Raw genomic sequence first — 22,133 nt, 5'->3', positions numbered from 1 at the left:
GGCGAGGAAACTTGCACCTTTCACTCTCCAAATGACCAAAGGAAGGCAGAATGACGGAAATCACAGCCGGAAACGCCGCCCCTGATTTCGAGCTCGAACGGGACGGCGGCGGCACGCTGCGCCTGTCCGATCTGCGCGGACGCAAGGTGGTGCTCTACTTCTATCCGAAGGACGACACACCGGGTTGCACCAAGGAGGCGATCGCCTTCACAGCACTGGCATCGCAGTTCGAGGCGGCCGGGGCGGTCATCGTCGGCATCTCGCCGGACACGGCGGCAAAGCACGACAAGTTCAAGGCCAAGCACGACCTTTCGGTGATCCTTGCCGCCGACCCGGATTCGGCCGTGGCGACCGCCTGGGGCGTGTGGGTCGAGAAGTCCATGTACGGCAAGAAGTACATGGGCGTGGAGCGCTCGACCTTCCTCATTGACGAGGCCGGCAAGATCGTCGAGACGTGGCGCAAGGTTAAGGTGCCCGGCCACGCGGAAGCCGTGCTGGAGGCCGTCCGCGCCGCCGGCGGCTAAGCCGGGCAAGCGCTGCAGGCGCCGGATCCGTCCGGCGCCGCTCCCGGCGCCAGCGGAGATCACATGCACGTTCCCCCAGACAGCACGGTTCGGCCTCACGGTTTCCACACCCGCGTCTCGCCGGGCAAGGCGGAGACTGTGGACTACACCCCTGCCTCGCTCGCCTGCGGCGCACGGCGCGTCGTCGCCTCCCGCTCGCTCGATGAAAAGACCAACGTGGCGCACGCCACCGCCCGCGCCTGGTTCGGCCGCACGCTGTCGTTGCGCCGACGGACGGGCAGCGAGCGCATGCCCGACCAGCCGGGACGGCCGGACACGCCCGTCCTGCTGCCGCCGCGCGACATGCCCAAGCGCGCCGTCGGCGGAACGTCCGGGCGCATCGCCCTGCTGCACTCCCTCGCCCATATCGAGCTGAACGCCGTCGACCTGACCTGGGACATGGTCGGGCGCTTCGCCGACCGGGCGTTGCCCCGCTCCTTCTTCGACGACTGGGTGCGGGTCGGGCTGGAGGAGGCCAAGCATTTCTCGCTGCTGCGCCGGCGGCTGGAGGACCTCGATTCGCATTACGGCGCCCTTCCCGCCCATCACGGGCTGTGGGAGGCCGCAGAAAGCACCGGCGACGACCTCGCCGGGCGCCTTGCCGTCATCCCCCTGGTGCTGGAGGCGCGCGGCCTCGACATCACCCCGCCGATGATCGAGAAGGCGCGCGGGCGCGGCGATCCGGAGACGGCGGCGATCCTGGAGATCATCTATCGCGACGAAAAGCGCCACGTCGCCTTTGGCGCCAAGTGGTTCCGCTATTTGTGCGACAAGGAACGCTGCGACCCCGAGCGGCGTTTCCAGGATCTGGTGCGCCGTCATTTCAAGGGCGGGCTGAAGCCTCCGTTCAACGACCGGGCCCGCTCCGAGGCCGGCCTTACGCCCGGCTTCTACCGTCCCCTCGCCCGCCTGATCGGCTGATCGGATTCTCGAATTCGGACAGTTCCTTAGCTTTTGTTAACCTTAACGGGGGCATGATCGGATCCGAAGAAGGTGCCGCGTATGTGTCTGGCACCGCCGGGAACGGGTCCACAGACGAATGACAGGACACGCAGGAAACGGCCGCGGGGGTTTCGGCAAGCGGAAAGAGCCGCACCGGGTGATTATCGCCCGTGGCGACAATGTCCGCAGCTTTACCATTTCCCCGCTCGTGGCAGGCCTGGCGACTGCGGTCGGCACCATGCTCGCGGTCGGCTATATCGGCGCCACCGCCTATCTCGTCCTGCGCGACGACATCATCCAGTCTTCGGCCGAGCGCCAGGCCCAGATGCAGCTGTCCTACGAGGACCGCATCGCCTCGCTGCGCTCGCGCATCGACCAGCTGACCAGCCGCCGCGTGCTCGAGCGCCGCAGCATCGAGGAGCAGCTCGCTGACGTGGTCGAGCGCCAGCGCGATCTCGACACGAGGCAGGCGCGCGTCTCCGGCCTGCTGGCCAAGGCTGCCGAGAACGGCATCCGCGTCGCGGTCGGCAGCCCGGTGCCGGCGGCAAAGCCCGCAACACCGGTCGTCGCGCTCGGCTCGATCGATGCTCCGACCGGCATCGGCGGCACGCCCGAACCCATCGAGATTTCGCCCGTTCTCAGCCTGCGCGGCACCAAGGCCGACTACAACGCCGCTGCCGAAGCCGCCGCCCGTCAGGGCGCCGCCGCTCCCGGCAAGCCGCTACGCGACCTTGCGCCGGAGGCAGCCGCCTCCCAGCCCCAGACGCCCGCAAGCCAGCCTGCCCCCGACCAGCGCGTGGAGTTGATCGACAACGTCAACGCCGCCCTGGACCGCATGGACGGCGAAGCCCACGCCGCGCTCGACGTCATCGCCGTGACCGCGGAGCGCGACGCGGCGACCATCGCCGACGCGGCCGATGAGCTCGGCCTGCAGCTTGCCGGCGTCAAGACGGACCTTGCCTCCAGCCAGGGCGGCCCCTTCGTTCCGCTCACCGGCTCCGATTTCGATGCGCGCATCGAGCGTGCCGAGAAGGCGCTGCTCGCCCTCTCCCAGGTCAAGGAAGCCGCCCGCGGCATCCCGCTCGCCTCGCCGGTCCCCGGCGCCGAGCTCTCCTCCTCCTTCGGCCCGCGCGTCGATCCGTTCCTCGGCCGCATGGCCATGCATACGGGCCTCGACTTCCGCGCGACCACGGGCGTCGCCATCCGCGCGCCCGCCCCCGGCAAGGTGATCTTTTCGGGGCGCAACGGCGGCTACGGCAAGTCGGTAGAGATCCGCCATCCCAGCGGTGTCGTCACCCGCTTTGCCCATATGAGCAGCATCAGCGTGAGCGAAGGCGACGAGGTCGTCACCGGCGACCGGCTCGGCTCGGTCGGCTCGACCGGGCGCTCGACCGGCCCGCACCTGCACTACGAGGTCCGCGTCAACGACCGGCCGCTCAACCCGATCCGCTTCCTGCGCACCGGCGAGAAGATCGCCACCTTGCTGCACGACTGATCAAGACCGGCGGGCAACGTGTAGCCCGCCCCGTAACGACAAACGGCGCCCCGAAGGGCGCCGTTTTCGTTTCTGCAGACAACTGCGCCGGGAAGGCGTCAGTCGACATCCTCGACCGCATCCGGAGCGCCGCCGAAGGCGCGCTGCGCCAGCGTGGCTTCCATGAAGTCGTCGAGGTCGCCGCCCAGCACGCCGGTCGGGTTCGTGCTCTCGACGCCCGTGCGCAGGTCCTTCACCAGTTGGTAGGGCTGCAGCACGTAGGAGCGGATCTGGTGGCCCCAGCCGATCGACGTCTTCGACGCGGCTTCGGCATTCGCCTTCTCCTCGCGCTTCTGCAGTTCCAGCTCGTAGAGCCGCGCCTTCAGCATCGACCAGGCAGTCGCCCGGTTCTTGTGCTGCGAGCGCTCCGACTGGCACTGCACCACGATGCCGGTCGGCTGGTGGGTGATGCGCACCGCCGAGTCGGTCGTGTTGACGTGCTGGCCGCCCGCGCCCGAGGCGCGGTAGGTGTCGATGCGGCAGTCGCTCTCGTTCACCTCGATCTCGATCGAGTCGTCGATGACCGGATAGACCCACACCGAGGCAAAGCTGGTGTGCCGGCGCGCCTGGCTGTCATACGGCGAAATGCGCACCAGTCGGTGCACGCCCGATTCCGTCTTCAGCCAGCCATAGGCGTTCTCGCCCTTGATCTTGAGCGTCACCGACTTGATGCCGGCTTCCTCGCCATCATGGAGTTCGAGCGTCTCGACCTTGTGGCCGTGCTGCTCCGCCCAGCGGGTGTACATGCGCAGCAGCATGCTCGCCCAGTCCTGGCTCTCGGTACCACCGGCTCCGGAGTTGATCTCGACATAGCAGTCGTTGCCGTCGGCCTCGCCCGACAGGAGCGAGGCGATCTGGCGCTTGTTGACCTCGCTGCGCAGCGCCTTCAGCGCCTGCTCGGCCTCGCCCACCACGTCCTTGTCGCCTTCCATCTCGCCGAGCTCGATCAGCTCGAGATTGTCGGCAAGGTCGGCTTCCAGCTTGCGCACGCCCGTCAGCCCGTCATCGAGCTGCTGGCGTTCGCGCATCAGTTTCTGCGCCTTCGTCGGATCGTCCCAAAGGGTCGGGTCCTCGGAAGCGGCGTTCAGTTCATCCAGACGGACAATCGCGTTGTCCCAGTCAAAGATGCCTCCTCAGCAGGCTTATGGCCTGCTTGATTTCGTCGACCACGGCCTCGGTTTCAGCGCGCATCGCTGTCCTTTCTCGCCAGTTGGGGGTTGCAGTGCGAAAAGATGGAAACCGTCCTCGCCACAGGCCTGACGGCGCTTCCGTTTCGGTCGCGGACCATAGTTGATCGGGCCGCCAATCGCAAACGCCGCGGCAGGGTCTCCCCTGCCGCGGCGTCGAAGCTGTCGGGTTCCGCTTCCGGCATCGCCGGGGCGGAACATTGCCGGGTCAGTACAGGCCGCCGGTACCGCTCATGACGGCCTGGCCCGCCTCCGGCGAGACCGTGCGCGGAATGCCGATCTCGTCCTGGAAGCCGATGATCGAATACTCGTCCGGCGGAGCGGTGCCCGGCTTGAAGCCTTCCAGGATCGTGCCCGGCGTGCCGGCGCCCGCGCGCAGGCCCGTCTGGCGGTTGATCGGGATCAGCTGCAGGCCCTTGGGCACGCGGAACTCGACCGGCGGCGCATCCTTCAGCGCAGCCTGCATGAAATCGATGAAGATCGGCGCCGCCACCTGGCCGCCCGTCGCACCGCGTCCCATCGGCTTCGGCGTGTCGTAGCCGACGAACACGCCCACCGTCAGGTCCGGCGTGAAGCCGACGAACCAGGCGTCCTTCTCGTCGTTGGTCGTGCCGGTCTTGCCGGCGACCGGACGGCCGAGAACCTTGACGCTGGTGGCGGTGCCGCGCTGGACCACGCCTTCCATCATCGAGGTGATCTGGTAGGCGGTCATCGGGTCGAGAACCTGCTCGCGATTGTCGACCAGCTCCGGCTCGGGCTGGTCGGCCCAATGATCGGTCGCGCAGGTCTCGCAGATCCGCTCCTCATGCCGGTAAACGGTCTTGCCGTAGCGGTCCTGGATGCGGTCGATCAGCGTCGGATGCACCTGGCGCCCGCCATTGGCGATCATCGCATAGGCAGTGACCATGCGCATGACCGTGGTCTCGCCCGCGCCCAGCGACATGGACAGGACCGGCGTCATCGCATCGTAGATGCCGAAGCGCTTGGCGTATTCGGCCACCAGCGGCATGCCCATGTCCTGGGCAAGGCGCACGGTCATCACGTTACGCGACAACTCGATGCCGACGCGCAGCGTCGAGGGACCGTAATACTTGCCGCCGTAGTTCTGCGGCCGCCACATCGGCAGGCCCGGACCCTGGGCGATCTCGAACGGCGCGTCCATGATCACGCTGGAGGGCGTATAGCCGTTGTCGAGCGCGGCCGCGTAGAGGAACGGCTTGAAGGCAGAGCCCGGCTGGCGATACGCCTGCGTGGCGCGGTTGAACTCGCTCTGGGAGAAGGAGAAGCCGCCGACCATCGCCAGCACGCGGCCCGTATAGGGATCCATCGCCACCAGCGCGCCGGAGACGCTCGGGAACTGGCGCAGCTCGTACCCTTCGCCCTCGCCCTTCTCCACATAGATCACGTCGCCCGGCGACAGCACGTCGCCCGCATTGGTCGGCGAGCGGCCGCTGATGCGGGCCCACTTCATGCCCGACAGCGGCAGGCTGACCCGCTCGCGCTCGGTCGACAGCTGGCCGTTGGTCTCGCGCGTCGGCTGCAGGCCGATCTCGGCCGCCTCCCCGGAGACCGACAGAACCACCGCCAGGCGCCACTCGGGAACGTCCGGCATGCCCTCGATCTTGGACAGCTCGACACCCCAGTCGGCCGCGCCCGGCTCGATCTTCTGCACCGGACCGCGCCAGCCGCCGCGGCGCTGGTCGAAGGCGATCAGGCCGTCCATCAGCGCCTTGCGCGCCATCACCTGCAGCTTCGGGTCGAGGGTCGAGCGGACCGACAGGCCGCCTTCGTAAAGGCGCGTCTCGCCGTACATGCTGGCGATCTCGCGGCGCACTTCCTCGGAGAAATATTCGGACGCGAACAGGTGGGTGCCGCGCGAGCGCAGCTTGACCGACAGCGGCTTGGCCTTGGCTTCCTCGCCGGCCAGGCTGTCGACATAGCCGTTCTCGACCATGCGATCGATCACCCAGTTGCGGCGCTCGATGGCCGCGTCCCGCTCGCGGAACGGATGGTAGTTGTTCGGGCCCTTGGGAAGGGCGGCGAGATAGGCCACCTCTTCCAGGCTCAGCTCGTGCACCGACTTGTCGAAGTAGAGCAGCGAGGCCGCGGCCACGCCATAGGCGCCGACGCCGAGATAGATCTCGTTGAGATAGAGCTCGAGGATCTCGTCCTTGGTGTAGGCCTGCTCGATGCGCAGGGCCAGGATCGCCTCCTTGACCTTACGCTCCATCGACACTTCGTTGGTCAGCAGGAAGTTCTTCGCCACCTGCTGGGTGATCGTCGAGGCGCCCTGCGGGCGGCGGCCGGAGCCGTAATTGCGCACATAGGCGACCGCGGCACGCGCGATGCCTTCCGGGTCGATGCCCAGATGCGAGTAGAAGTTCTTGTCCTCGGCCGAGATGTAGGCCTGCTTCAGCAGATCCGGGATGGCCTGGATCGGCAGGAACAGCCGCCGCTCCTTGGCGTATTCCGCCATGAGCTGGCCGTCGGCCGCATGAACGCGGGTCATCACCGGCGGCTCGTAGTTCTTGAGCGCGGTGTAGTCCGGCAGGTCCTCGGACATGTCCTGGAGGAACAGCCAGACACCCGCGGCCACGAGCAATCCCAGCACGGCACCAATGCCGAACAGGTAGCCGAAGAGTTTGATCAGGAACTTCATATATCCGGCTCGTCTATCCCGGTAATGTCGATCTTGCGTCGCAGGTCAGGCCGGCGCGCTTTGCACCGCCGCACGCCCCGGCAGCTTGCCGGTCCGCGCGGCCGATGCGCCTGGCGCGATTGGCTGCCCCGCCGTCATGCCCCCGTTCGCGTCCCCTCGCAATAGCGGATTCGGACCTCGACGTCCCCTGGTTCCGCATTGCGGCGAACCGCCTGGGGCATGCCCCGCAACCCCACCTCCATCCTTGACCAATATGGCGATGCTGAGGCGGACGTTGCGTCTCTACTCGACCTGCTCTTCCGCCTCGGCCGCCGCATGGCCCGCCGTGGTGCGCGACATCTGCATCGCGCCATCGCCGAAGCGCCGGCCGAAATAGCCGTCGATCGCCGCAACAAGGGCCTGCGACATGCGCCCGCGCCACTCGTCGGTGGTCATCAGCTTCTCGTCGAGACGGTTCGACAGATAGCCGAGCTCGACCAGAGCGGACGGCACGTCATGCGCCGTCAACACGCGAAAACCGGCGGATCTCTGGGGATTCTTGATCAGCTGCGCCGTGCCGCGCAGCTCGTTCACCAGCGTGCGGGCGAACAGGAAAGAGAACTTCTTGGTCTCCTGCCGCGCCAGATCGATCAGGATGTCGGTGACGTCGTCGGGCTCGTTGGCAAGGTCGATACCGGCGATCACGTCGGAGCGGTTCTCGCGCTCGGCAAGAGCTGCGGCAATTTCGTCGCTGGCGTTCTCGGACAGCGTGTAGACGCCGGCGCCGCGCACCTGCTCGCGGCCGATTCGCACCGAGTCGGCATGAACGGACAACAGCAGGTCCGCTTCCATCTCGCGGGCGATGTGGACCCGCTCGCGCAAGGGAATGAAGATGTCTTCATCCCGCGTCATGTGAACCTCGTAGCGCCCGGTCGCCACCAGCTTGTCGCGCAGCAGCCGGGCGAAATCGAGCACCACCGCCTTTTCCAGCGTGCCCGACGTGCCGCGCGCGCCGGTGTCGATGCCGCCATGGCCGGGGTCGAGCACGATCAGCGGCTTGTCGCGGCGGCGCACGGCCGTCAGCTTGTCGCCCTTGCGCGAGGCGATCGGGGCCGGCGCCTGCGCGCTCGCCAGGAAGGTTTCCCGCGTGGTGCCGACGAGATCGAGCACCAGGCGCGCCGGCTGGTCCGAGACCGGCGGCAGCACGAAGGACTTGTCGACCGAAACCGGCCCGGACGCATCGAGGACGAGGCGGGACTTGCCGGCGGCGAACATGCCGAAACGCCAGGCGGTGATCAGTCCGCGCCCGTCCTGACCGGCCGTCGGCGGCAGGTCGAAGCGCACCTGCGGCAGGTCGATGACCACGCGATAGGGATCGGACAGGGTGGAGACGGCGAACTCCACCGGCGCCGACAGATCCATGATGAAGCGGGTGCGCGTCGCGTCGCCGGCAACGCGGGCTTCGCGCGCGACCACCGGTCCGCCGGCCTGCCCGCTGGTCTGGGCGTCCGCGGCAGAGGCTTGCGCGACGGCGGTCTCGGCTGCGACAGGCCCCGCCGGCAGCGCCAGGCCGGCAGCAAGCGCCAGCAGCCGTGTCATGCGTGCGAAGATCGTCACTCGATATGCCTCTTGCCGGTCTCTGCCCGCCCCGCCGCTTTACTGCAGCAAGATGTAGCCCCTCGCAAGTTAACCTTTCATTGACGATACGACGCCTTGTACGCAGATGCGAGGCGAACCCGCCCAAATGCACGCAAAGCGCGCCCCCGCCCCGCAAGCGTACTTGCCATATGCCTTTCACGACCGTAAAAGAAATGCGACGGGTCCGGGATTTGAATCTGATTCAACCTGGGTCGTTCTGGTGCCATCTGGCGGCGTCCGGTCAAGCCAACTGTGCTTTCGTAAACAGCGATCGATCACTTGGCAGCGGCGCCCGGCAGGGTGGCCATCGAATTCGTGCGTTCCCGGTCTGCGTGGCGAAGGCCGAACACCGGGATCCGGTCGATGGTGCCGCGCGTCAGCGATGCCCCGCGTCAGTGATGACGCGCCGCGTATCGAGGTCGCCCCGCATCCTGGACGCTTGCGTCCCGGCCGGCGCTCCGTAGCGCCCTCCGGCCCCGCCCCCTGCGGCGCCGTGGGAAGCTCGCGACGGATCGAGGCGCATGGAGCGTCCGGCTGCGTTCATCGCAACCGGCGTACGATGGCGGCAAGGCTGGCCGGAGCCCCGTCTCGACTTGCCACCGAGGCCGCCTCAGCGCCCGGACAGGCAGCCGATCAGGACTGATACATCCGGCCCGCCGAAAGGCAGTGGCCGCCGCAACATGGCTTACTGGGCGCTGCAATGAACCAATGCGCGAAGACGATCCAAAACGGACACGAGGCCGCCGCTATCGGCGTCGCCGGGTCCGGACGGATCGCCGCGCGGTGCAGCACCCCTTCGTCTTTCATCACACCGCAGAACAGAACGACCGCCCTCGCGCGGATCCGGACGAGCGTGACAAGCCGCCCGGGCGCGACGGTCGTGGAGACACCCATCAATGGCAAACAAGATGCTTATCGATGCCGCGCACCCGGAGGAGACCCGGGTCGTCGTGGTGCGCGGAAACAGGGTCGAGGAATTTGATTTCGAGGCTGCGAACCGCAAGCAGCTTCGCGGCAACATCTATCTGGCCAAGGTAACGCGCGTCGAGCCGTCGCTGCAGGCCGCTTTCGTCGATTACGGCGGCAACCGCCACGGCTTCCTTGCCTTCGGCGAGATCCATCCCGACTACTACCAGATCCCGATGGCCGACCGTCAGGCGCTCATCGACGAAGAGGAAGCGGAAGCCGCCCGCGCCGATGAGGACGAGCGTCCCTCGCGCCGCAAGAGCAAGGCCGCCAAGCCCGCCGAGCAGGAGAACGGCGAGGCCGTCGCCTCCGAGGAATCCGAGAACGGCGAAGACGACGTCGAGTCGGTCGGCGCGGAAGACGCGCTGGAGGAGCTCCCCCAGCGCGCCCGCAAGCACCGCAAGCAGTACAAGATCCAGGAAGTGATCAAGCGCCGGCAGGTTCTGCTGGTGCAGGTCGTCAAGGAAGAGCGCGGCAACAAGGGCGCTGCTCTGACCACCTACCTGTCGCTGGCCGGCCGCTATTCGGTGCTGATGCCGAACACCGCCCGCGGCGGCGGCATCTCGCGCAAGATCACCACCCCGACCGACCGCAAGCGGCTGAAGAAGATCGCCTCCGAGCTGGAAGTGCCGCAGGGCATGGGCGTGATCCTGCGCACCGCCGGCGCCAGCCGCACCAAGGCCGAGATCAAGCGCGATTTCGAGTACCTGATGCGGCTTTGGGAGAATGTGCGCGACCTGACGCTGCAATCGTCGGCGCCCTACCTCGTCTATGAGGAGGGCTCGCTGATCAAGCGCTCGATCCGCGACCTCTACAACAAGGACATCGACCAGGTCCTGGTGGCCGGCGACGAAGGCTATCGCGAGGCCAAGGACTTCATGCGCATGCTCATGCCGAGCCATGCCAAGAACGTCCAGCCCTACAAGGACGCGACGCCGGTCTTCTCGCGCTTCATGGTCGAGAGCCAGCTCGATGCGATGTTCTCGCCGCAGGTGACGCTGAAGTCGGGCGGCTACATCGTCATCAACCAGACCGAGGCGCTGGTCGCCATCGACGTCAACTCCGGCAAGTCGACGCGCGAACACAATATCGAGGACACCGCCGTCCAGACGAACCTGGAAGCGGCGGAGGAAGTGGCGCGCCAGCTGAGGCTGCGCGACCTTGCCGGCCTGATTGTGATCGACTTCATCGACATGGAGGAGAACAAGAACAATCGGGCCGTCGAGCGCAAGCTCAAGGATTGCCTGAAGAACGACCGGGCGCGCATCCAGGTCGGCCGCATCTCGCATTTCGGCCTTCTGGAAATGTCGCGCCAGCGCATCCGCACCGGCGTTCTGGAAAGCTCCATGACGCCCTGCCCGCACTGCCACGGCACGGGCATGATCCGCTCGGTGGAATCGGTGGCGCTGCATGTGCTGCGCTCGCTTGAGGACCACCTGCTGAAGGGCGCGACGCACAATCTGATCGTCCGCACGACGACCGAGGCGGCGCTCTACATCCTGAACCAGAAGCGCGGCCACCTGGCCGATCTGGAGGCCCGCTTCGGCCTCGAGGTGACGGTCCAGGCCGGCCACATGGACAGCGGCCAGCATTACGTGCTGGAGCGCGGCGAGCCGATCGACGCGCGCCCGGATGCGGCCCCGCGCATGATCCAGCCGTCCACCGTCATGCCGATGACGGTCGAGGAAGCCGAAGAGATCGACGAGGTCGAGGAGGAAGAGGAGGAGACCCCGCGCGCCTCCTCCGCCCGCGACCGCGACGAGAGCGACGACGAAAACGGCGGCCGCAAACGCCGCCGCCGCCGCCGTCGCAGGCGTTCGGGCTCCGATGAGGACCAGCCGCAGACCCGCCAGGCCGATGCCGAGGACGGCGATGAGGATGGCGACAACGACACCGAAGGCGAAGCCAGCGCCGCCGAGCGCCAGGAAGATGGCGACGACGAGGAGCGCTCGCGCCGCAAGCGCCGCCGTGGCCGCCGGGGCGGTCGCCGCAGCCGCCGCGATGGCGAGGGCGAGAACGGCGAGAACGAGAACGGCGAAGCCATCGCCCAGGCCTCGGATGAGGCCGACGACAGCGACAGTGATGCCGCGACCGGGGACAGCGTGAGCGAGCCGGTGGCCGCCCAGACGGCTGCCGAAGAAACGGCGAGCACGGACGAGGCTCCGGCCGAAGCCGTCAGCGAGACCGTTGCCGAGGCGAGTGAGACCGCTGCCGAGCCGGCGGGCGAAAGCGAGGCCGACGCGGCCCCTGAGGCTCCGGCCCCCGAGGTCGAGACGCCTGCGGACGAGCCGGTCGCGGACGTCGCCGCTGCCGCGGAACCTGCTGAAGAGACGAGCGAAACCGTGACCGAAGAGGCTCCGGTGGAGGCTGTCGCGGAAGAGGCTTCCGAACCTGTCGAGCCCGAGGCTCCGGCCCAGCCGGCCGCGCCGAGCGAGCCTGTCGTGGTGCGCGAGACCGTCTCCAGCGACGGCAGCAGCGAGGAAACCGACCCGGACGGCCCGAAGCGGTCCGGCTGGTGGCAGCGCCGCGGTTTCTTCTGATCTTTGCACCACTGAAATGACGACGGCGCCCGGGGATATCCGGGCGCCGTTTTCGTTTTTGAGAGGCCTTGCGAAATTTCGAGACGGATTTTGCAAAATCCCGTCTCGAAATCGGCGAAAATCGAGACGCACTCGCAAAATCGGTCAGACGCCCCGGGCCGGCCGGCGGCGGGGATAAACGGCCCCGGCAGGCCCCTCGCCTGCCGGCCGCCTTGGCGCTCTATCCCCGGGGCCCCGTGAAACTTGTCCCCGCCCCCCGCATCAGGGCGTAGCATCACCTGCAAATGCCACATCGGCGATCAGGCCCGGACCGGCAGGCTTGCCGGAGGCGCTGGCGATCTCGGCCAGCGAGACGGAGCCGAGGTCGCCGTCCGGCGCCACCTGGTAGCCCTTCGCGGCAAGACGCTGCGCCAGGGACTGCGGCGTCAGCTCGAAGAGCGGGGCGACCTCGGCGACGGTGCCGTTCTCGATCGCCGACAGGGCGGCGCGCATCGGGTTGCCGCCGCTGGCGCCCGCCGTCAGCGCCGGAACGGCGAAGGCCAGCGAGGCAGCGATGCCGATGACAGCGGGCACGAGAAGCTGGCGGCGCTTCAGATAGCCGGACAAGCCCGGCCAGTTGCGCCACAGATGCACGACGACGGGCGCGAGCAGCACCATGGACAGCCATTCGTGCATGCCATGGAAGGCGGCGGAGCCCCAGTGGAAGAACAGGGCGACGCCGGACACGGCGGAGACGGCAAAAAGAACGATGGTGAAAGTGGTTCCGTGGGTTTTCAGGACGCGAAGCATGTTGCTCTCCGAACTGGTCTGCCTCCTCTGCGCCAAGGCGTGGCAGAGGCACGGGACGCCGGCAACAGGCAAGCTGTAACGGTCTGTCGCAAGGCCCTTGCCCGCGACAGATACGGACAGTTTTGGTGGGCGGAGGTGGTGCGCAAGCGGCACCCCAGCTTCGACGCGGGGCGCGCGCGGCAACGCCGGGGCTTGAACAGAACCGTTCGGGATTACGGGATCCCGGTCTTCGGCTGCGCCGAAACCGGGACGACAGCCTGAGCGCGGGTTTGCGCGGGCGCGTCCTCGCAACCGCTCTGGGAACCAATGGGCCCCGGATCTCGCGATGCTCGTCCGGGGTGACGGCGGAGTGTGAGGTGACGGCAGAGGACGGAGTGACGGCAGAGGGGCTGCGGGGCCGCGCCTCCCTCTCGGAGGTCATCCCGGCCGCAGGCGAAGCCGGAGAGCCGGGACCCATTGGCAACTTCAGCGGGGGTGAGGCGGGAGCCCGCCGCCACCTCCACCGCTGTCATACCTGCGAAGGCAGGTATCCAGTATCCGCCGGAGCACGCGATAGCGCAAAGGCGTCTTCCACCATGGCGATACTCGCTCGCGGCAATTCCGAGGTCCGAGCCGAACCGTTCGGGGGTACTGGATCCCGGTCTTCGGCTGCGCCGAAACCGGGATGACACTCTGTGTATGAGGTTAGCGCGGGCGTACCCCCGCCACCGCTCCAGGAACGAAGGAGCCCCTTACCCCGCCTTTGGCAGCCAGTCGGCGAGCCGTTCGACCGCCTCGGCGATGACCGCGTGATCGCCGGCGAAGGAAAAGCGCATGTAGGAGCGGCCGTTGACCGGATCGAAGTCCGGGCCGGGCGTCGCCGCGATGCCGGCTTCCTCCAACAGACGCGAGGCGAAGGCCAGGCTGTCATTGGCGAAGGGGCGAATGCCGGCATAGAGGTAGAAGGCGCCGTCGACGGGGAGCAGCTCGGTGAAGCCGAGCTGCGGCATGCGCTCCAGCAGCAGCGCCCGGTTGCGGGCATAGCCGGCCTTCACCGCCTCCAGCTCGTCGCGCGCATCGAAGGCGGCGGCGGCCGCCCGCTGCGACAGTTCCGGCGGCGAGATGTAGAGGCTCTGCGCGATGCGCTCGACCGGGCGCACCAGGTCCTCCGGCAGCACCATCCAGCCGATGCGCCAGCCGGTCATGCAGTAGTATTTGGAGAAGCTGTTGATGACGATGGCCTTGTCGGTGAAGGAGAGCGCCGTCTCCTGCTCGCCGTCGAAAACCAGGCCATGATAGATCTCGTCGGAGATGAAGCGGATATCGAGTGCCTCGCAGGCATCGCTCAAGGCCTTGAGCGCCTGCGGCGTCATCATCGTGCCGGTGGGATTGGCCGGCGAGGCGACCAGCACGCCCTTGAGCGGCGCCTCGCGATGGGCGGTTTCGAGCAGCTCCGGCGTCAGGGCCCAGCGGGTGTCGGCGCCGACCTCGATCTCGACCGGCACCAGCCCCAGCGCCTTGAGGATGTTGCGATAGGCGGGATAGCCCGGCGCGGTGATCGCCACCCGGTCGCCAACATCGAAGGCGGCGAGGAAGGCGAGGTTGAAGCCCGCCGAAGAGCCGGTGGTGGCGACGATCCGCGACAGCGGCACGTCGAGCCCGTGGGTGTCGCGATAATAGCCGGCGATCGCCTGCCGCAAGCCGAGCAGCCCGCGCGCCTCGGTATAGCCGATGCGCCCGCCCTCCAGCGCCGCACGGGCCGCCGCAAGCACCGGCGCGGGCGCCGATGCGCCCGGCTGGCCGACCTCCATGTGCAGGATGCGCCGGCCCTCCGCCTCCAGGGTGTTGGCGCGCGAGAGCACGTCCATCGCAAGGAACGGCTCGACTTCTGACCGGCGGGAAGGATGCGACATGAAAAACGTCCTGTGTTCGGTCTTGACGGCAATCTGCGGCAAAGCCGCCCCGCCTGCCCATCTCGCGCCGCATTTGCCGCGTCTAGACGAAAGCCAAGGGGCCTGGCGGAGCGGTTGACCGCCCTTCACCGGCTCCCTACCCTTCGCGCGCGCCGCTGTCGAGGCTCGGCATGTACCGGGGCGGGATTTTGCCCGTGGACCCGGGCGCGGCGCGACAGGTCAAGAGAACAGGCAAGAGGCAGAAGATGGGGTCCTTCCGCTCGCTCGACCGATCCGCCGCAGGATCGCTCGCGGCCCGCCGTGCAGACGCGGCGCCCTCCACGCGCACGCTGGCGCGCCGGACGGCGGCGCTGGTGATGGCCGGCGTGCTGGCGCTCGGGCCGATGGGGACGGCCGTGCACGCGCAAGGCGGCATCCCGCTGGTGCGCGACGCGGAGACCGAAGCCTTGATGCGCGACTATGCCGGGCCGATCTTCGACGCGGCCGGCATAGCCCGCCAGCAGGTCGATATCGTCCTGGTCAACCGCAACGACTTCAACGCCTTCGTCGCCGACGCCCGCCGCATCTTCATCAATGTCGGCGTGATCACCGATGCGGAAACGCCCGGCGAGGTGATCGGCGTGCTGGCGCACGAGACCGGCCACATCACCGGCAACCACCTGGTGCGGCTGCGCCAGGCGCTGGCCAATGCCCAGATCATCGCCGTGATCGGCGCGGTGCTGGGCGCGGGCGCCGTCGTCGCCGGCTCCAGCTCTGGTTCCAGCGGCGTCGCGCAAGGCGGTGCAGGCGCGCTGACCGCCGGTGCGGGCCTCGCCCAACGCTCGCTGCTCGCCTATCGGCGCGGCGAGGAATCGATTGCCGACCGCGCCGCCCTCACCTTCCTGCAGAAGACCCGCCAGTCGGCGCGCGGCATGCTGAAGACCTTCGCCCGCTTCGCCGACCAGACCCTGTTCTCGGCGCAGTACACCGATCCTTACGCGCAGAGCCACCCGATGCCGCGGGAGCGGCTGACCCAGCTGGAGACGGTGGCCCGCCAGAGCCCATACTGGGACGCGCCGGAAGACCCGCAGCTGCAGGCCCGCCACGACATGGTGCGCGCCAAGCTGATCGCCTTCACCGCCCATCCGAACACGGTGGCACGCGACTACCCGCGCTCCGACAGCTCGCTGCCGGCCGAATACGCGCGGGCCGTGGTCACCATGCGCACCCGCAGCCGCAAGGAAGCGGTGGCAGCCATCGACAAGCTGATCCGCCGGCAGCCGGACAATCCCTATTTCCACGAGCTGAAGGGCCAGGCGCTGCTGGAATCGGGCAATCCGAAAGCGGCGATCGCGCCGTTCCGCCAGGCCCTCAGCCTGCGCCCGCGCGAGGCGCAGTTCCAGATCTGGCTGGGCTTCGCGCTGGTGGCGGCGAACGACAATTCGCTGCTGCCGGAGGCCGAGAAGATCCTCAAGGCCGGCCTGCAGGTGGACGAGAACTCGCCCATCGGCTACTCGCAGCTGGCCATCGCGCTCGGGCGCCAGGGCAAGACGGCGGAGGCGGACGTGGCGACCGCGCGCGGCCTGATGGCACGCGGGGATTTCGAGGCCGCCAGGCGCTACGCCGCCCGTGCACAAAAAAATTTGAAGCGGGGCACGCCCGCATGGCTGCAAGCCGATGATATCGTATCCTATAAACCCCCGAAGCTCCCCGGACGGTCGTGACCGCGCCGCAAGGATGCAAGGCACTCACGCCGGCAGGGCCCGGCCGCTGGAGACCCGAATGAAGAAACTCGTACTGGCCGCCGCCGCGATGCTGGCGATTCTCATGTCGCCGATGGCGCTCGCCCAGGACACGCCGCTGAAGCGCGGCGACGTCGAGACCATCGTGCGCGAGTACCTGATCCAGAACCCGGAAGTGATCCGCGAGGCGCTGGAGGAGCTGGAGCGCCGCGAGGTCGCCGCCGCCAACAAGGCCCGCTCCGACGCGCTGTCGAGCGTTGCCGACATCCTGTTCGATTCCACCCGCCAGGTGGAGCTCGGCAACCGCGAGGGCGACGTCACGCTGGTCGAGTTCTTCGACTACAATTGCGGCTACTGCAAGCGGGCCATGGCCGACATGGAGCGCCTGCTGGAAGAAGACGACAAGCTGCGCATCGTCTTGAAGGAATTCCCGGTTCTGGGCCAGGGCTCGGTCGAGGCGGCGCAGGTCGCGGTCGCGGTCAACATGGTCGCGCCGGAGAAGTACCACGACTTCCACCGCGAGCTGATGGGCCTGCGCGGCCAGGCCAACAAGGCGGCCGCGCTGGCCGCGGCCAAGACCGCCGGCATCGACACGGCCAAGGTCGAGGAGACGCTGGGCAAGAGCGAGGTGAACACCGCCATCGAGGAGGTCTACATGCTCGCCAACCGGCTCGGCCTGACCGGCACCCCGTCCTATGTGATCGGCGACGAGGTGGTGATGGGCGCGGTCGGCTACGACCAGCTCAAGGGCAAGATCTCGGCCATGCGCAATTGCGGCCAGGCGACCTGCTGACCTTGTGGGCAAAGGCGCCAAGCGGTCCCGGCAACGGGGCCGCGCCCTGCCCTGCGGGCGGTGCCCGCGCACAGCCTAGCGGCAAGATCAGGTCTTTTCCTCATCCGCGCGAGTGCCTATAAGAGGCGAGGTATCGTGACGCGGCGCCAGGATGCGGCGCGTCACCCCTTGTCGGGCTCCAGCGCCACGTTCCGGAGGCCGGACGTCCCGGCTCCGGAAGATCCGCGCCGGGACCCTTGAAGAGGATTGCATGTCCGCCTCGATCTATGTCCTCAACGGACCGAACCTCAACCGGCTCGGAACCCGGGAGCCTTCCACCTACGGAACGGCGACGCTGGCCGATATCGAGCGGCTGTGCCGCGATGTCGGCGAGGATCTCGATCTGGACATCGAGTTCCGCCAGTCCAACCACGAGGGCGTGCTGGTCGACTGGATCCAGGAGGCGGGCGACGTCGCCCAGGGCCTGGTGATCAACCCGGCGGCCTATACCCATACCTCGGTGGCGCTTCACGACGCGATCCGGGCGGCACAGATCCCGACCGTCGAGGTCCATCTGTCCAACGTCCACGCACGCGAGGCGTTTCGCCACCGCTCCTACGTTTCGCCGGTCGCGCTCGGCGTGATCTGCGGCTTCGGCCCGACGGGCTACCGGCTGGCGCTGGAAGCGCTGTCGACCGTCATCAGGCCATGACCTGCGGGCGCATGACGCCCGAACAACCACGAAAAGATCAAGACAAGCCCATGTCGGAAAAGAAAAACCAGCTCGACCAGGACCTGATTCGCCAGCTCGCCGCGCTGCTCGACGAGACCAATCTGACCGAGATCGAGCTCGAGCGGGACGACTTCCGCGTCCGCGTCGCCCGTCAGGTCACCGTCGAGGCCCCGGTCTCCATCGGCCGCGCCGCAGCTCCCGCAGCCGCCGCGCCCGCACCGGTCGCCGCCGCCGAGGCCGCCAACCATCCCGGCGCCGTGACCTCGCCGATGGTCGGCACCGCCTACCGCTCGCCGGAGCCGGGCGCGCGCACCTTCGTCGAGGTCGGCGACACGGTTGCCGCCGGCGACACGCTGCTCATCGTCGAGGCGATGAAGACCATGAACCAGATCCCGGCGCCGCGCGCCGGACGGGTGACCGCGATCCTCGTCGAAGACGGCCAGCCCGTGGAGTACGGCGAGCCCCTCGTCGTCGTCGAGTGACGGGGACCGAGCCCATGTTCTCCAAGATCCTGATCGCCAATCGGGGCGAGATCGCGCTGCGGGTCCTGCGCGCGTGCAAGGAGCTTGGCATCCAGACGGTGGCCGTGCACTCGACCGCCGATGCCGATGCCATGCATGTGCGCCTTGCCGACGAGAGCGTCTGCATCGGCCCGCCGCCGGCACGCGACAGCTATCTCAACATCCCGCAGCTGCTGGCCGCCTGCGAGATCACCGGTGCCGACGCGGTCCACCCCGGCTACGGCTTCCTGTCCGAAAACGCCCGCTTCGCGGAGATCCTGGAGGCGCACAACATCGCCTTCATCGGCCCGACCGCCGAGCATATCCGCATCATGGGCGACAAGATCGCCGCCAAGCAGACCGCTATGGAGCTGGGCATCCCGGTGGTTCCGGGCTCCGACGGCGCGGTGACGCCGAGCGACGACGCCCATGCGATCGCCCGCGAGATCGGCTATCCGGTGCTGGTCAAGGCCGCCGCCGGCGGCGGCGGACGCGGCATGAAGGTGGCGCTCACCGAAAAGGACCTCGACACCGCGCTGTCGACGGCCCGCTCGGAAGCCAAGGCCGCCTTCGGCGACGATGCGCTCTACATGGAGAAGTATCTAGGCAAGCCGCGCCACATCGAGATCCAGGTGCTGGGCGACGGCCGGGGCAACGCGATCCATCTGGGCGAGCGCGACTGCTCGCTGCAGCGCCGTCACCAGAAGGTGTGGGAGGAGGCTCCCTCCCCGGCTCTGAACGCGGCACAGCGCAAGGAGATCGGCGAGATCGTCGCCAATGCCATGCGCAAGCTGAAATACCGCGGCGTCGGCACGATCGAGTTCCTCTACGAAGAGGGCAAGTTCTACTTCATCGAGATGAACACCCGCCTGCAGGTGGAGCATCCGGTGACGGAGATGATCACCGGCATCGATCTGGTCAACGAGCAGATCCGCATCGCCTCGGGCGCCGAGCTGACGCTGCGCCAGGAGGACGTGCTGTTCGAGGGCCACGCCATCGAATGCCGCATCAACGCCGAGAACCCGCGCACCTTCGCGCCCTCGCCCGGCCAGATCAGCTACTACCATCCGCCCGGCGGCCTCGGCGTGCGCGTCGATTCCGGCGTCTATCAGGGCTACCGGATCCCGCCGCACTACGACAGCCTGATCGGCAAGCTGATCGTGCACGGCCGTAACCGGGTGGAGTGCATGATGCGGCTGCGTCGCTGCCTCGACGAGTTCGTCGTCGACGGCATCCAGTCGACGATCCCGCTGTTCCGCGACCTGGTGGACAACCAGGACATCGCCAACGGCATGTACGACATCCACTGGCTCGAGAAGTATCTCGCCGCCAAGTCGGACGACTGACGGGACGGACGGCGCCGCCCGCCGGCGCCGTCCCCCCAACGTTTGCGGGCGCCCGCCTCGCGCGTCCGGCAGGAAAGGCAGCCATGGCCGGGAACACCCACGATCCGCTGGTCATCACGCCGCAGGTGCTGCTCAAGGCCTATGCCTGCGGCATCTTTCCCATGGCCGAGTCGGCCGACGATCCCAACCTCTTCTGGATCGAGCCGGAGCATCGCGGCGTCCTGCCGCTCGAGAGCTTCCACATCCCCCGCCGCCTACGCCGAACCATCCGCCAGGACGTGTTCGAGATCCGCATCGACCACGACTTCCAGGCCGTGATCGACGGCTGCGCCGCCCCGGCGGACGGCCGCCGCAAGACCTGGATCAACCGCGAGATCCGCCGCCTCTACGGCGCGCTCTACGACATGGGCTACTGCCATACGGTGGAGGCCTGGCGCGGCGGCGAGCTGGTCGGCGGGCTCTACGGCGTGTCGCTGGGCGGCGCCTTCTTCGGCGAGAGCATGTTCGCCCGCGAGCGCGATGCCTCCAAGGTGGCGCTGAGCCATCTGGTGGCGCGGCTGATCGCCGGCGGCTACCACCTGCTCGACGCGCAGTTCGTCACCGAGCATCTGGCCCAGTTCGGTGCGGAAGAAGTGCCGAAGGCGCGCTACGACAAGCAGCTGAGCGCCGCGCTCAACCACTATGGCGACTTCCTGGCCCTGTCCGACCGCGTGACGGGCGCACAGGCGCTGGCCGTGCTGGACGGCGCACAGGATGGCTCCGGCGGAGACCGAGCTCCCTAAACCTCGAGCCCGAGCAGACGCGCGACCTCTTCGGCCAGCAGGCGCGTCTCGTCCGCGCCCTTGCCGCGCTGGTCCGTCTCGAGGATCGTCAGCCCCTCGCCCATCGAGGCGGCGAAGGCCGTGCGGTTGCCGAGCTGGGCCGAGGCAACGGTGAAGCCGTTCTCGTCGATCAGCCCCATCACCTCGGAGGTCAGCGCGGCGCGCGGCGGCACGCGGTTCAGCACGACGAGCGTGTCGGTGCCCTCGCGCCGGGCGATGTCGACCGTCTGGCCGGTGGCCCAAAGGTCGACCGGCGTCGGCTGCATCGGGATGATGACGAGATCGGCGGCCTCAATGGCGGGACGCACATCGGAATCGGTCTTGGGCGGGGTGTCGAGGATGACGAGACCGTGGTCGCGGGCAAGCGAGCGGGCCTCGCGCCGGGCGCCCCAGCCGCTGGAGGTGCGGAAGGTCAGGCCGGTGGCCCCGTCGCCGAGCGCCTCCTCGCGGGTCTCGTACCAGGTGCCGAGCGACCCTTGCGGGTCGATGTCGACCACGGCGACCGGAAAGGCGCCGCGCGCGGCCAGCGCCACCGCAAGATGCGCCGCCAGCGTCGTCTTGCCCGAGCCGCCCTTTTGCTGTGCGACCGAAATGATACGCCCCGTCATCGACTGCTCCCGCAGGTTGCGTTCCCGCTCGTGTTGTTTACGAGTGCTGCCCGCCATTGTTGCATTGCAAAAAATCAAAGACAATCGCCATCATCGTGGCCGCCGGCGCCAGCATGCGCAACAGGATGAGCGGGAGGCAGCGCCCTCCCCGCCAAGTCTGGACCGGATGGGGCCGAGGGCGTAAACAGGGGCTCCCCGCTTTCCCGGGGCATTCCCTCAGCAGGAGATTTCCGGTGACCGACTACGTGATTGCGCCTCCTGCCTCGGCCGATGTCGCCGTAGAGGGAACGGATGCGCGCTTCCCCATCCGCCGGGTGTTCTGCGTCGGGCGCAACTATGCCGCCCATGCCCGCGAGATGGGCAAGGACCCGGACCGGGAGCCGCCTTTCTTCTTCACCAAGCCGGCGGACGCGGTGTGCGATGCCGGCGGCACCATCCCCTACCCGCCGCTGACGAAGGACCTGCATCACGAGGTCGAACTGGTGGTCGCCATCGGCCGCGGCGGGCGCAACATCGCGCCGGAGGATGCGGAAAGCCACATCTGGGGCTACGGCATCGGCATCGACCTGACGCGCCGCGACCTGCAGCAGCAGGCCAAGGACCTCGGCCGCCCCTGGGACTGGGGCAAGGCCTTCGATCGCTCCGCTCCCTGCTCGCCGCTGGTTCCGGCAAGCCGCATCGGCCACCCGACCAGCGGGCGCATCGCGTTGTCGGTGAACGGCGAGATCCGCCAGCAGGGCGACCTTGCCGACCAGATCTGGCCCGTCGCCGATATCGTCGCGATCTGCAGCGCCTCGGTGGAGCTGATGCCCGGCGACCTGATCTTCACCGGCACGCCGGCCGGCGTTGCCGCTCTGGTTCCCGGCGACCGACTGGAGGGCGAAATCGAGGGCGTGGCACGGCTCAGCCTGACCATCGGCGAGCCGCAGGACCGGGGCTGACG

Annotated in this window: 17 protein-coding genes; 11 read left to right on the top strand and 6 right to left on the bottom strand. The window is 68.1% G+C overall.

Annotated elements, in window-relative coordinates; genetic code table 11:
- Window positions 1–50 precede the first annotated feature (50 nt).
- From ACVJ6E_RS07165 to ACVJ6E_RS07155, 3 genes are all read left to right on the top strand, one after another.
- Window positions 51–524: a peroxiredoxin gene (locus ACVJ6E_RS07165; RefSeq protein ID WP_120267665.1), complete on the top strand. Its 474-nt coding sequence runs from the start codon at window positions 51–53 to the stop codon at window positions 522–524.
- Window positions 525–587: 63 nt separating this feature from the next.
- Complete coding sequence (locus ACVJ6E_RS07160) at window positions 588–1,484, top strand: ferritin-like domain-containing protein (protein WP_120267664.1); 897 nt, start codon at window positions 588–590, stop codon at window positions 1,482–1,484.
- A 178-nt stretch (window positions 1,485–1,662) separates the two neighbouring features.
- Complete coding sequence (locus ACVJ6E_RS07155; protein WP_158592625.1) at window positions 1,663–3,000, top strand: M23 family metallopeptidase; 1,338 nt, start codon at window positions 1,663–1,665, stop codon at window positions 2,998–3,000.
- A 98-nt stretch (window positions 3,001–3,098) separates the two neighbouring features.
- On the opposite strand, the gene prfB is transcribed toward ACVJ6E_RS07155, so the two are convergent.
- From prfB to ACVJ6E_RS07140, 3 genes are all read right to left on the bottom strand, one after another.
- Window positions 3,099–4,230, bottom strand: a protein-coding gene (gene prfB / locus ACVJ6E_RS07150; RefSeq protein ID WP_120267662.1) for a peptide chain release factor 2 whose coding sequence is annotated in 2 segments (ribosomal slippage) — window positions 3,099–4,160 and window positions 4,162–4,230 — 1,131 coding nt in all. Because the reading frame shifts where the segments join, the coding sequence is not laid out codon by codon here.
- A 204-nt stretch (window positions 4,231–4,434) separates the two neighbouring features.
- The gene (locus tag ACVJ6E_RS07145; protein WP_208996665.1) at window positions 4,435–6,876 is read right to left on the bottom strand and encodes a penicillin-binding protein 1A; all 2,442 of its coding nucleotides are present in this window, start codon (window positions 6,874–6,876) and stop codon (window positions 4,435–4,437) included.
- Between the two features lie 291 nt (window positions 6,877–7,167).
- Window positions 7,168–8,481, bottom strand: coding sequence for an N-acetylmuramoyl-L-alanine amidase (locus ACVJ6E_RS07140; protein ID WP_491676418.1), 1,314 nt, complete (start codon window positions 8,479–8,481; stop codon window positions 7,168–7,170).
- 917 nt (window positions 8,482–9,398) lie between these two features.
- Between ACVJ6E_RS07140 and ACVJ6E_RS07135 the strand changes: the two genes are divergently transcribed.
- Entirely contained in the window at window positions 9,399–12,008 is a 2,610-nt protein-coding gene (locus tag ACVJ6E_RS07135) for an Rne/Rng family ribonuclease (RefSeq protein WP_120267659.1), read from the top strand.
- Between the two features lie 261 nt (window positions 12,009–12,269).
- Here the strand turns inward: ACVJ6E_RS07135 and ACVJ6E_RS07130 are convergent, their stop codons facing one another.
- Both ACVJ6E_RS07130 and ACVJ6E_RS07125 read right to left on the bottom strand, forming a co-directional pair.
- Window positions 12,270–12,797 (bottom strand): DUF4405 domain-containing protein, encoded by a 528-nt coding sequence (locus tag ACVJ6E_RS07130; protein ID WP_120267658.1) that lies wholly within the window; start codon window positions 12,795–12,797, stop codon window positions 12,270–12,272.
- Between the two features lie 731 nt (window positions 12,798–13,528).
- Window positions 13,529–14,689, bottom strand: coding sequence for an aminotransferase class I/II-fold pyridoxal phosphate-dependent enzyme (locus ACVJ6E_RS07125; RefSeq protein ID WP_208996622.1), 1,161 nt, complete (start codon window positions 14,687–14,689; stop codon window positions 13,529–13,531).
- Window positions 14,690–14,934: 245 nt separating this feature from the next.
- Between ACVJ6E_RS07125 and ACVJ6E_RS07120 the strand changes: the two genes are divergently transcribed.
- The 6 genes from ACVJ6E_RS07120 to aat all read left to right on the top strand — a co-directional run bounded on the left by ACVJ6E_RS07120 (window position 14,935) and on the right by aat (window position 20,543).
- Window positions 14,935–16,392: a M48 family metalloprotease gene (locus ACVJ6E_RS07120; RefSeq protein WP_120267657.1), complete on the top strand. Its 1,458-nt coding sequence runs from the start codon at window positions 14,935–14,937 to the stop codon at window positions 16,390–16,392.
- Window positions 16,393–16,450: 58 nt separating this feature from the next.
- Window positions 16,451–17,203, top strand: coding sequence for a DsbA family protein (locus ACVJ6E_RS07115; protein WP_120267656.1), 753 nt, complete (start codon window positions 16,451–16,453; stop codon window positions 17,201–17,203).
- Between the two features lie 250 nt (window positions 17,204–17,453).
- Window positions 17,454–17,894 carry a type II 3-dehydroquinate dehydratase gene (gene aroQ, locus ACVJ6E_RS07110; RefSeq protein WP_067215835.1) on the top strand — a complete coding sequence of 147 codons (441 nt, stop codon included), beginning with the start codon at window positions 17,454–17,456 and terminating at the stop codon, window positions 17,892–17,894.
- A gap of 50 nt (window positions 17,895–17,944) precedes the next feature.
- Window positions 17,945–18,397, top strand: a complete 453-nt coding sequence (gene accB, locus ACVJ6E_RS07105; RefSeq protein WP_120267655.1) for an acetyl-CoA carboxylase biotin carboxyl carrier protein — start codon at window positions 17,945–17,947, stop codon at window positions 18,395–18,397.
- A 14-nt stretch (window positions 18,398–18,411) separates the two neighbouring features.
- Window positions 18,412–19,761, top strand: coding sequence for an acetyl-CoA carboxylase biotin carboxylase subunit (accC, locus tag ACVJ6E_RS07100; RefSeq protein ID WP_120267654.1), 1,350 nt, complete (start codon window positions 18,412–18,414; stop codon window positions 19,759–19,761).
- A gap of 83 nt (window positions 19,762–19,844) precedes the next feature.
- Complete coding sequence (aat, locus tag ACVJ6E_RS07095) at window positions 19,845–20,543, top strand: leucyl/phenylalanyl-tRNA--protein transferase (protein ID WP_120267653.1); 699 nt, start codon at window positions 19,845–19,847, stop codon at window positions 20,541–20,543.
- On the opposite strand, the gene parA is transcribed toward aat, so the two are convergent.
- Window positions 20,540–21,190: a ParA family partition ATPase gene (gene parA / locus ACVJ6E_RS07090; protein ID WP_120267652.1), complete on the bottom strand. Its 651-nt coding sequence runs from the start codon at window positions 21,188–21,190 to the stop codon at window positions 20,540–20,542. The genes aat and parA overlap by 4 nt on opposite strands.
- 233 nt (window positions 21,191–21,423) lie before the next feature.
- Here parA and ACVJ6E_RS07085 point away from each other — a divergent pair, with 233 nt between their 5' ends.
- Window positions 21,424–22,131 carry a fumarylacetoacetate hydrolase family protein gene (locus tag ACVJ6E_RS07085; protein ID WP_491676417.1) on the top strand — a complete coding sequence of 236 codons (708 nt, stop codon included), beginning with the start codon at window positions 21,424–21,426 and terminating at the stop codon, window positions 22,129–22,131.
- Window positions 22,132–22,133: the final 2 nt, after the last annotated feature.

This window comes from Stappia sp. G46H5W, from assembly GCF_058448995.1.
Note: the sequence above shows the minus strand (reverse complement) of the source record. Positions and strands in the feature narration are given on the sequence as shown.

Coding starts and splice junctions, on each gene's coding strand:
- ACVJ6E_RS07165 (WP_120267665.1), top strand. CDS start 51: ATGACGGAAATCACAGCCGGAAACGCCGCCCCTGATTTCGAGCTCGAA.
- ACVJ6E_RS07160 (WP_120267664.1), top strand. CDS start 588: ATGCACGTTCCCCCAGACAGCACGGTTCGGCCTCACGGTTTCCACACC.
- ACVJ6E_RS07135 (WP_120267659.1), top strand. CDS start 9,399: ATGGCAAACAAGATGCTTATCGATGCCGCGCACCCGGAGGAGACCCGG.
- ACVJ6E_RS07130 (WP_120267658.1), bottom strand. CDS start 12,797: ATGCTTCGCGTCCTGAAAACCCACGGAACCACTTTCACCATCGTTCTT.
- ACVJ6E_RS07125 (WP_208996622.1), bottom strand. CDS start 14,689: ATGTCGCATCCTTCCCGCCGGTCAGAAGTCGAGCCGTTCCTTGCGATG.
- ACVJ6E_RS07120 (WP_120267657.1), top strand. CDS start 14,935: ATGGGGTCCTTCCGCTCGCTCGACCGATCCGCCGCAGGATCGCTCGCG.
- ACVJ6E_RS07115 (WP_120267656.1), top strand. CDS start 16,451: ATGAAGAAACTCGTACTGGCCGCCGCCGCGATGCTGGCGATTCTCATG.
- aroQ (WP_067215835.1), top strand. CDS start 17,454: ATGTCCGCCTCGATCTATGTCCTCAACGGACCGAACCTCAACCGGCTC.
- accB (WP_120267655.1), top strand. CDS start 17,945: ATGTCGGAAAAGAAAAACCAGCTCGACCAGGACCTGATTCGCCAGCTC.
- accC (WP_120267654.1), top strand. CDS start 18,412: ATGTTCTCCAAGATCCTGATCGCCAATCGGGGCGAGATCGCGCTGCGG.
- aat (WP_120267653.1), top strand. CDS start 19,845: ATGGCCGGGAACACCCACGATCCGCTGGTCATCACGCCGCAGGTGCTG.
- parA (WP_120267652.1), bottom strand. CDS start 21,190: ATGACGGGGCGTATCATTTCGGTCGCACAGCAAAAGGGCGGCTCGGGC.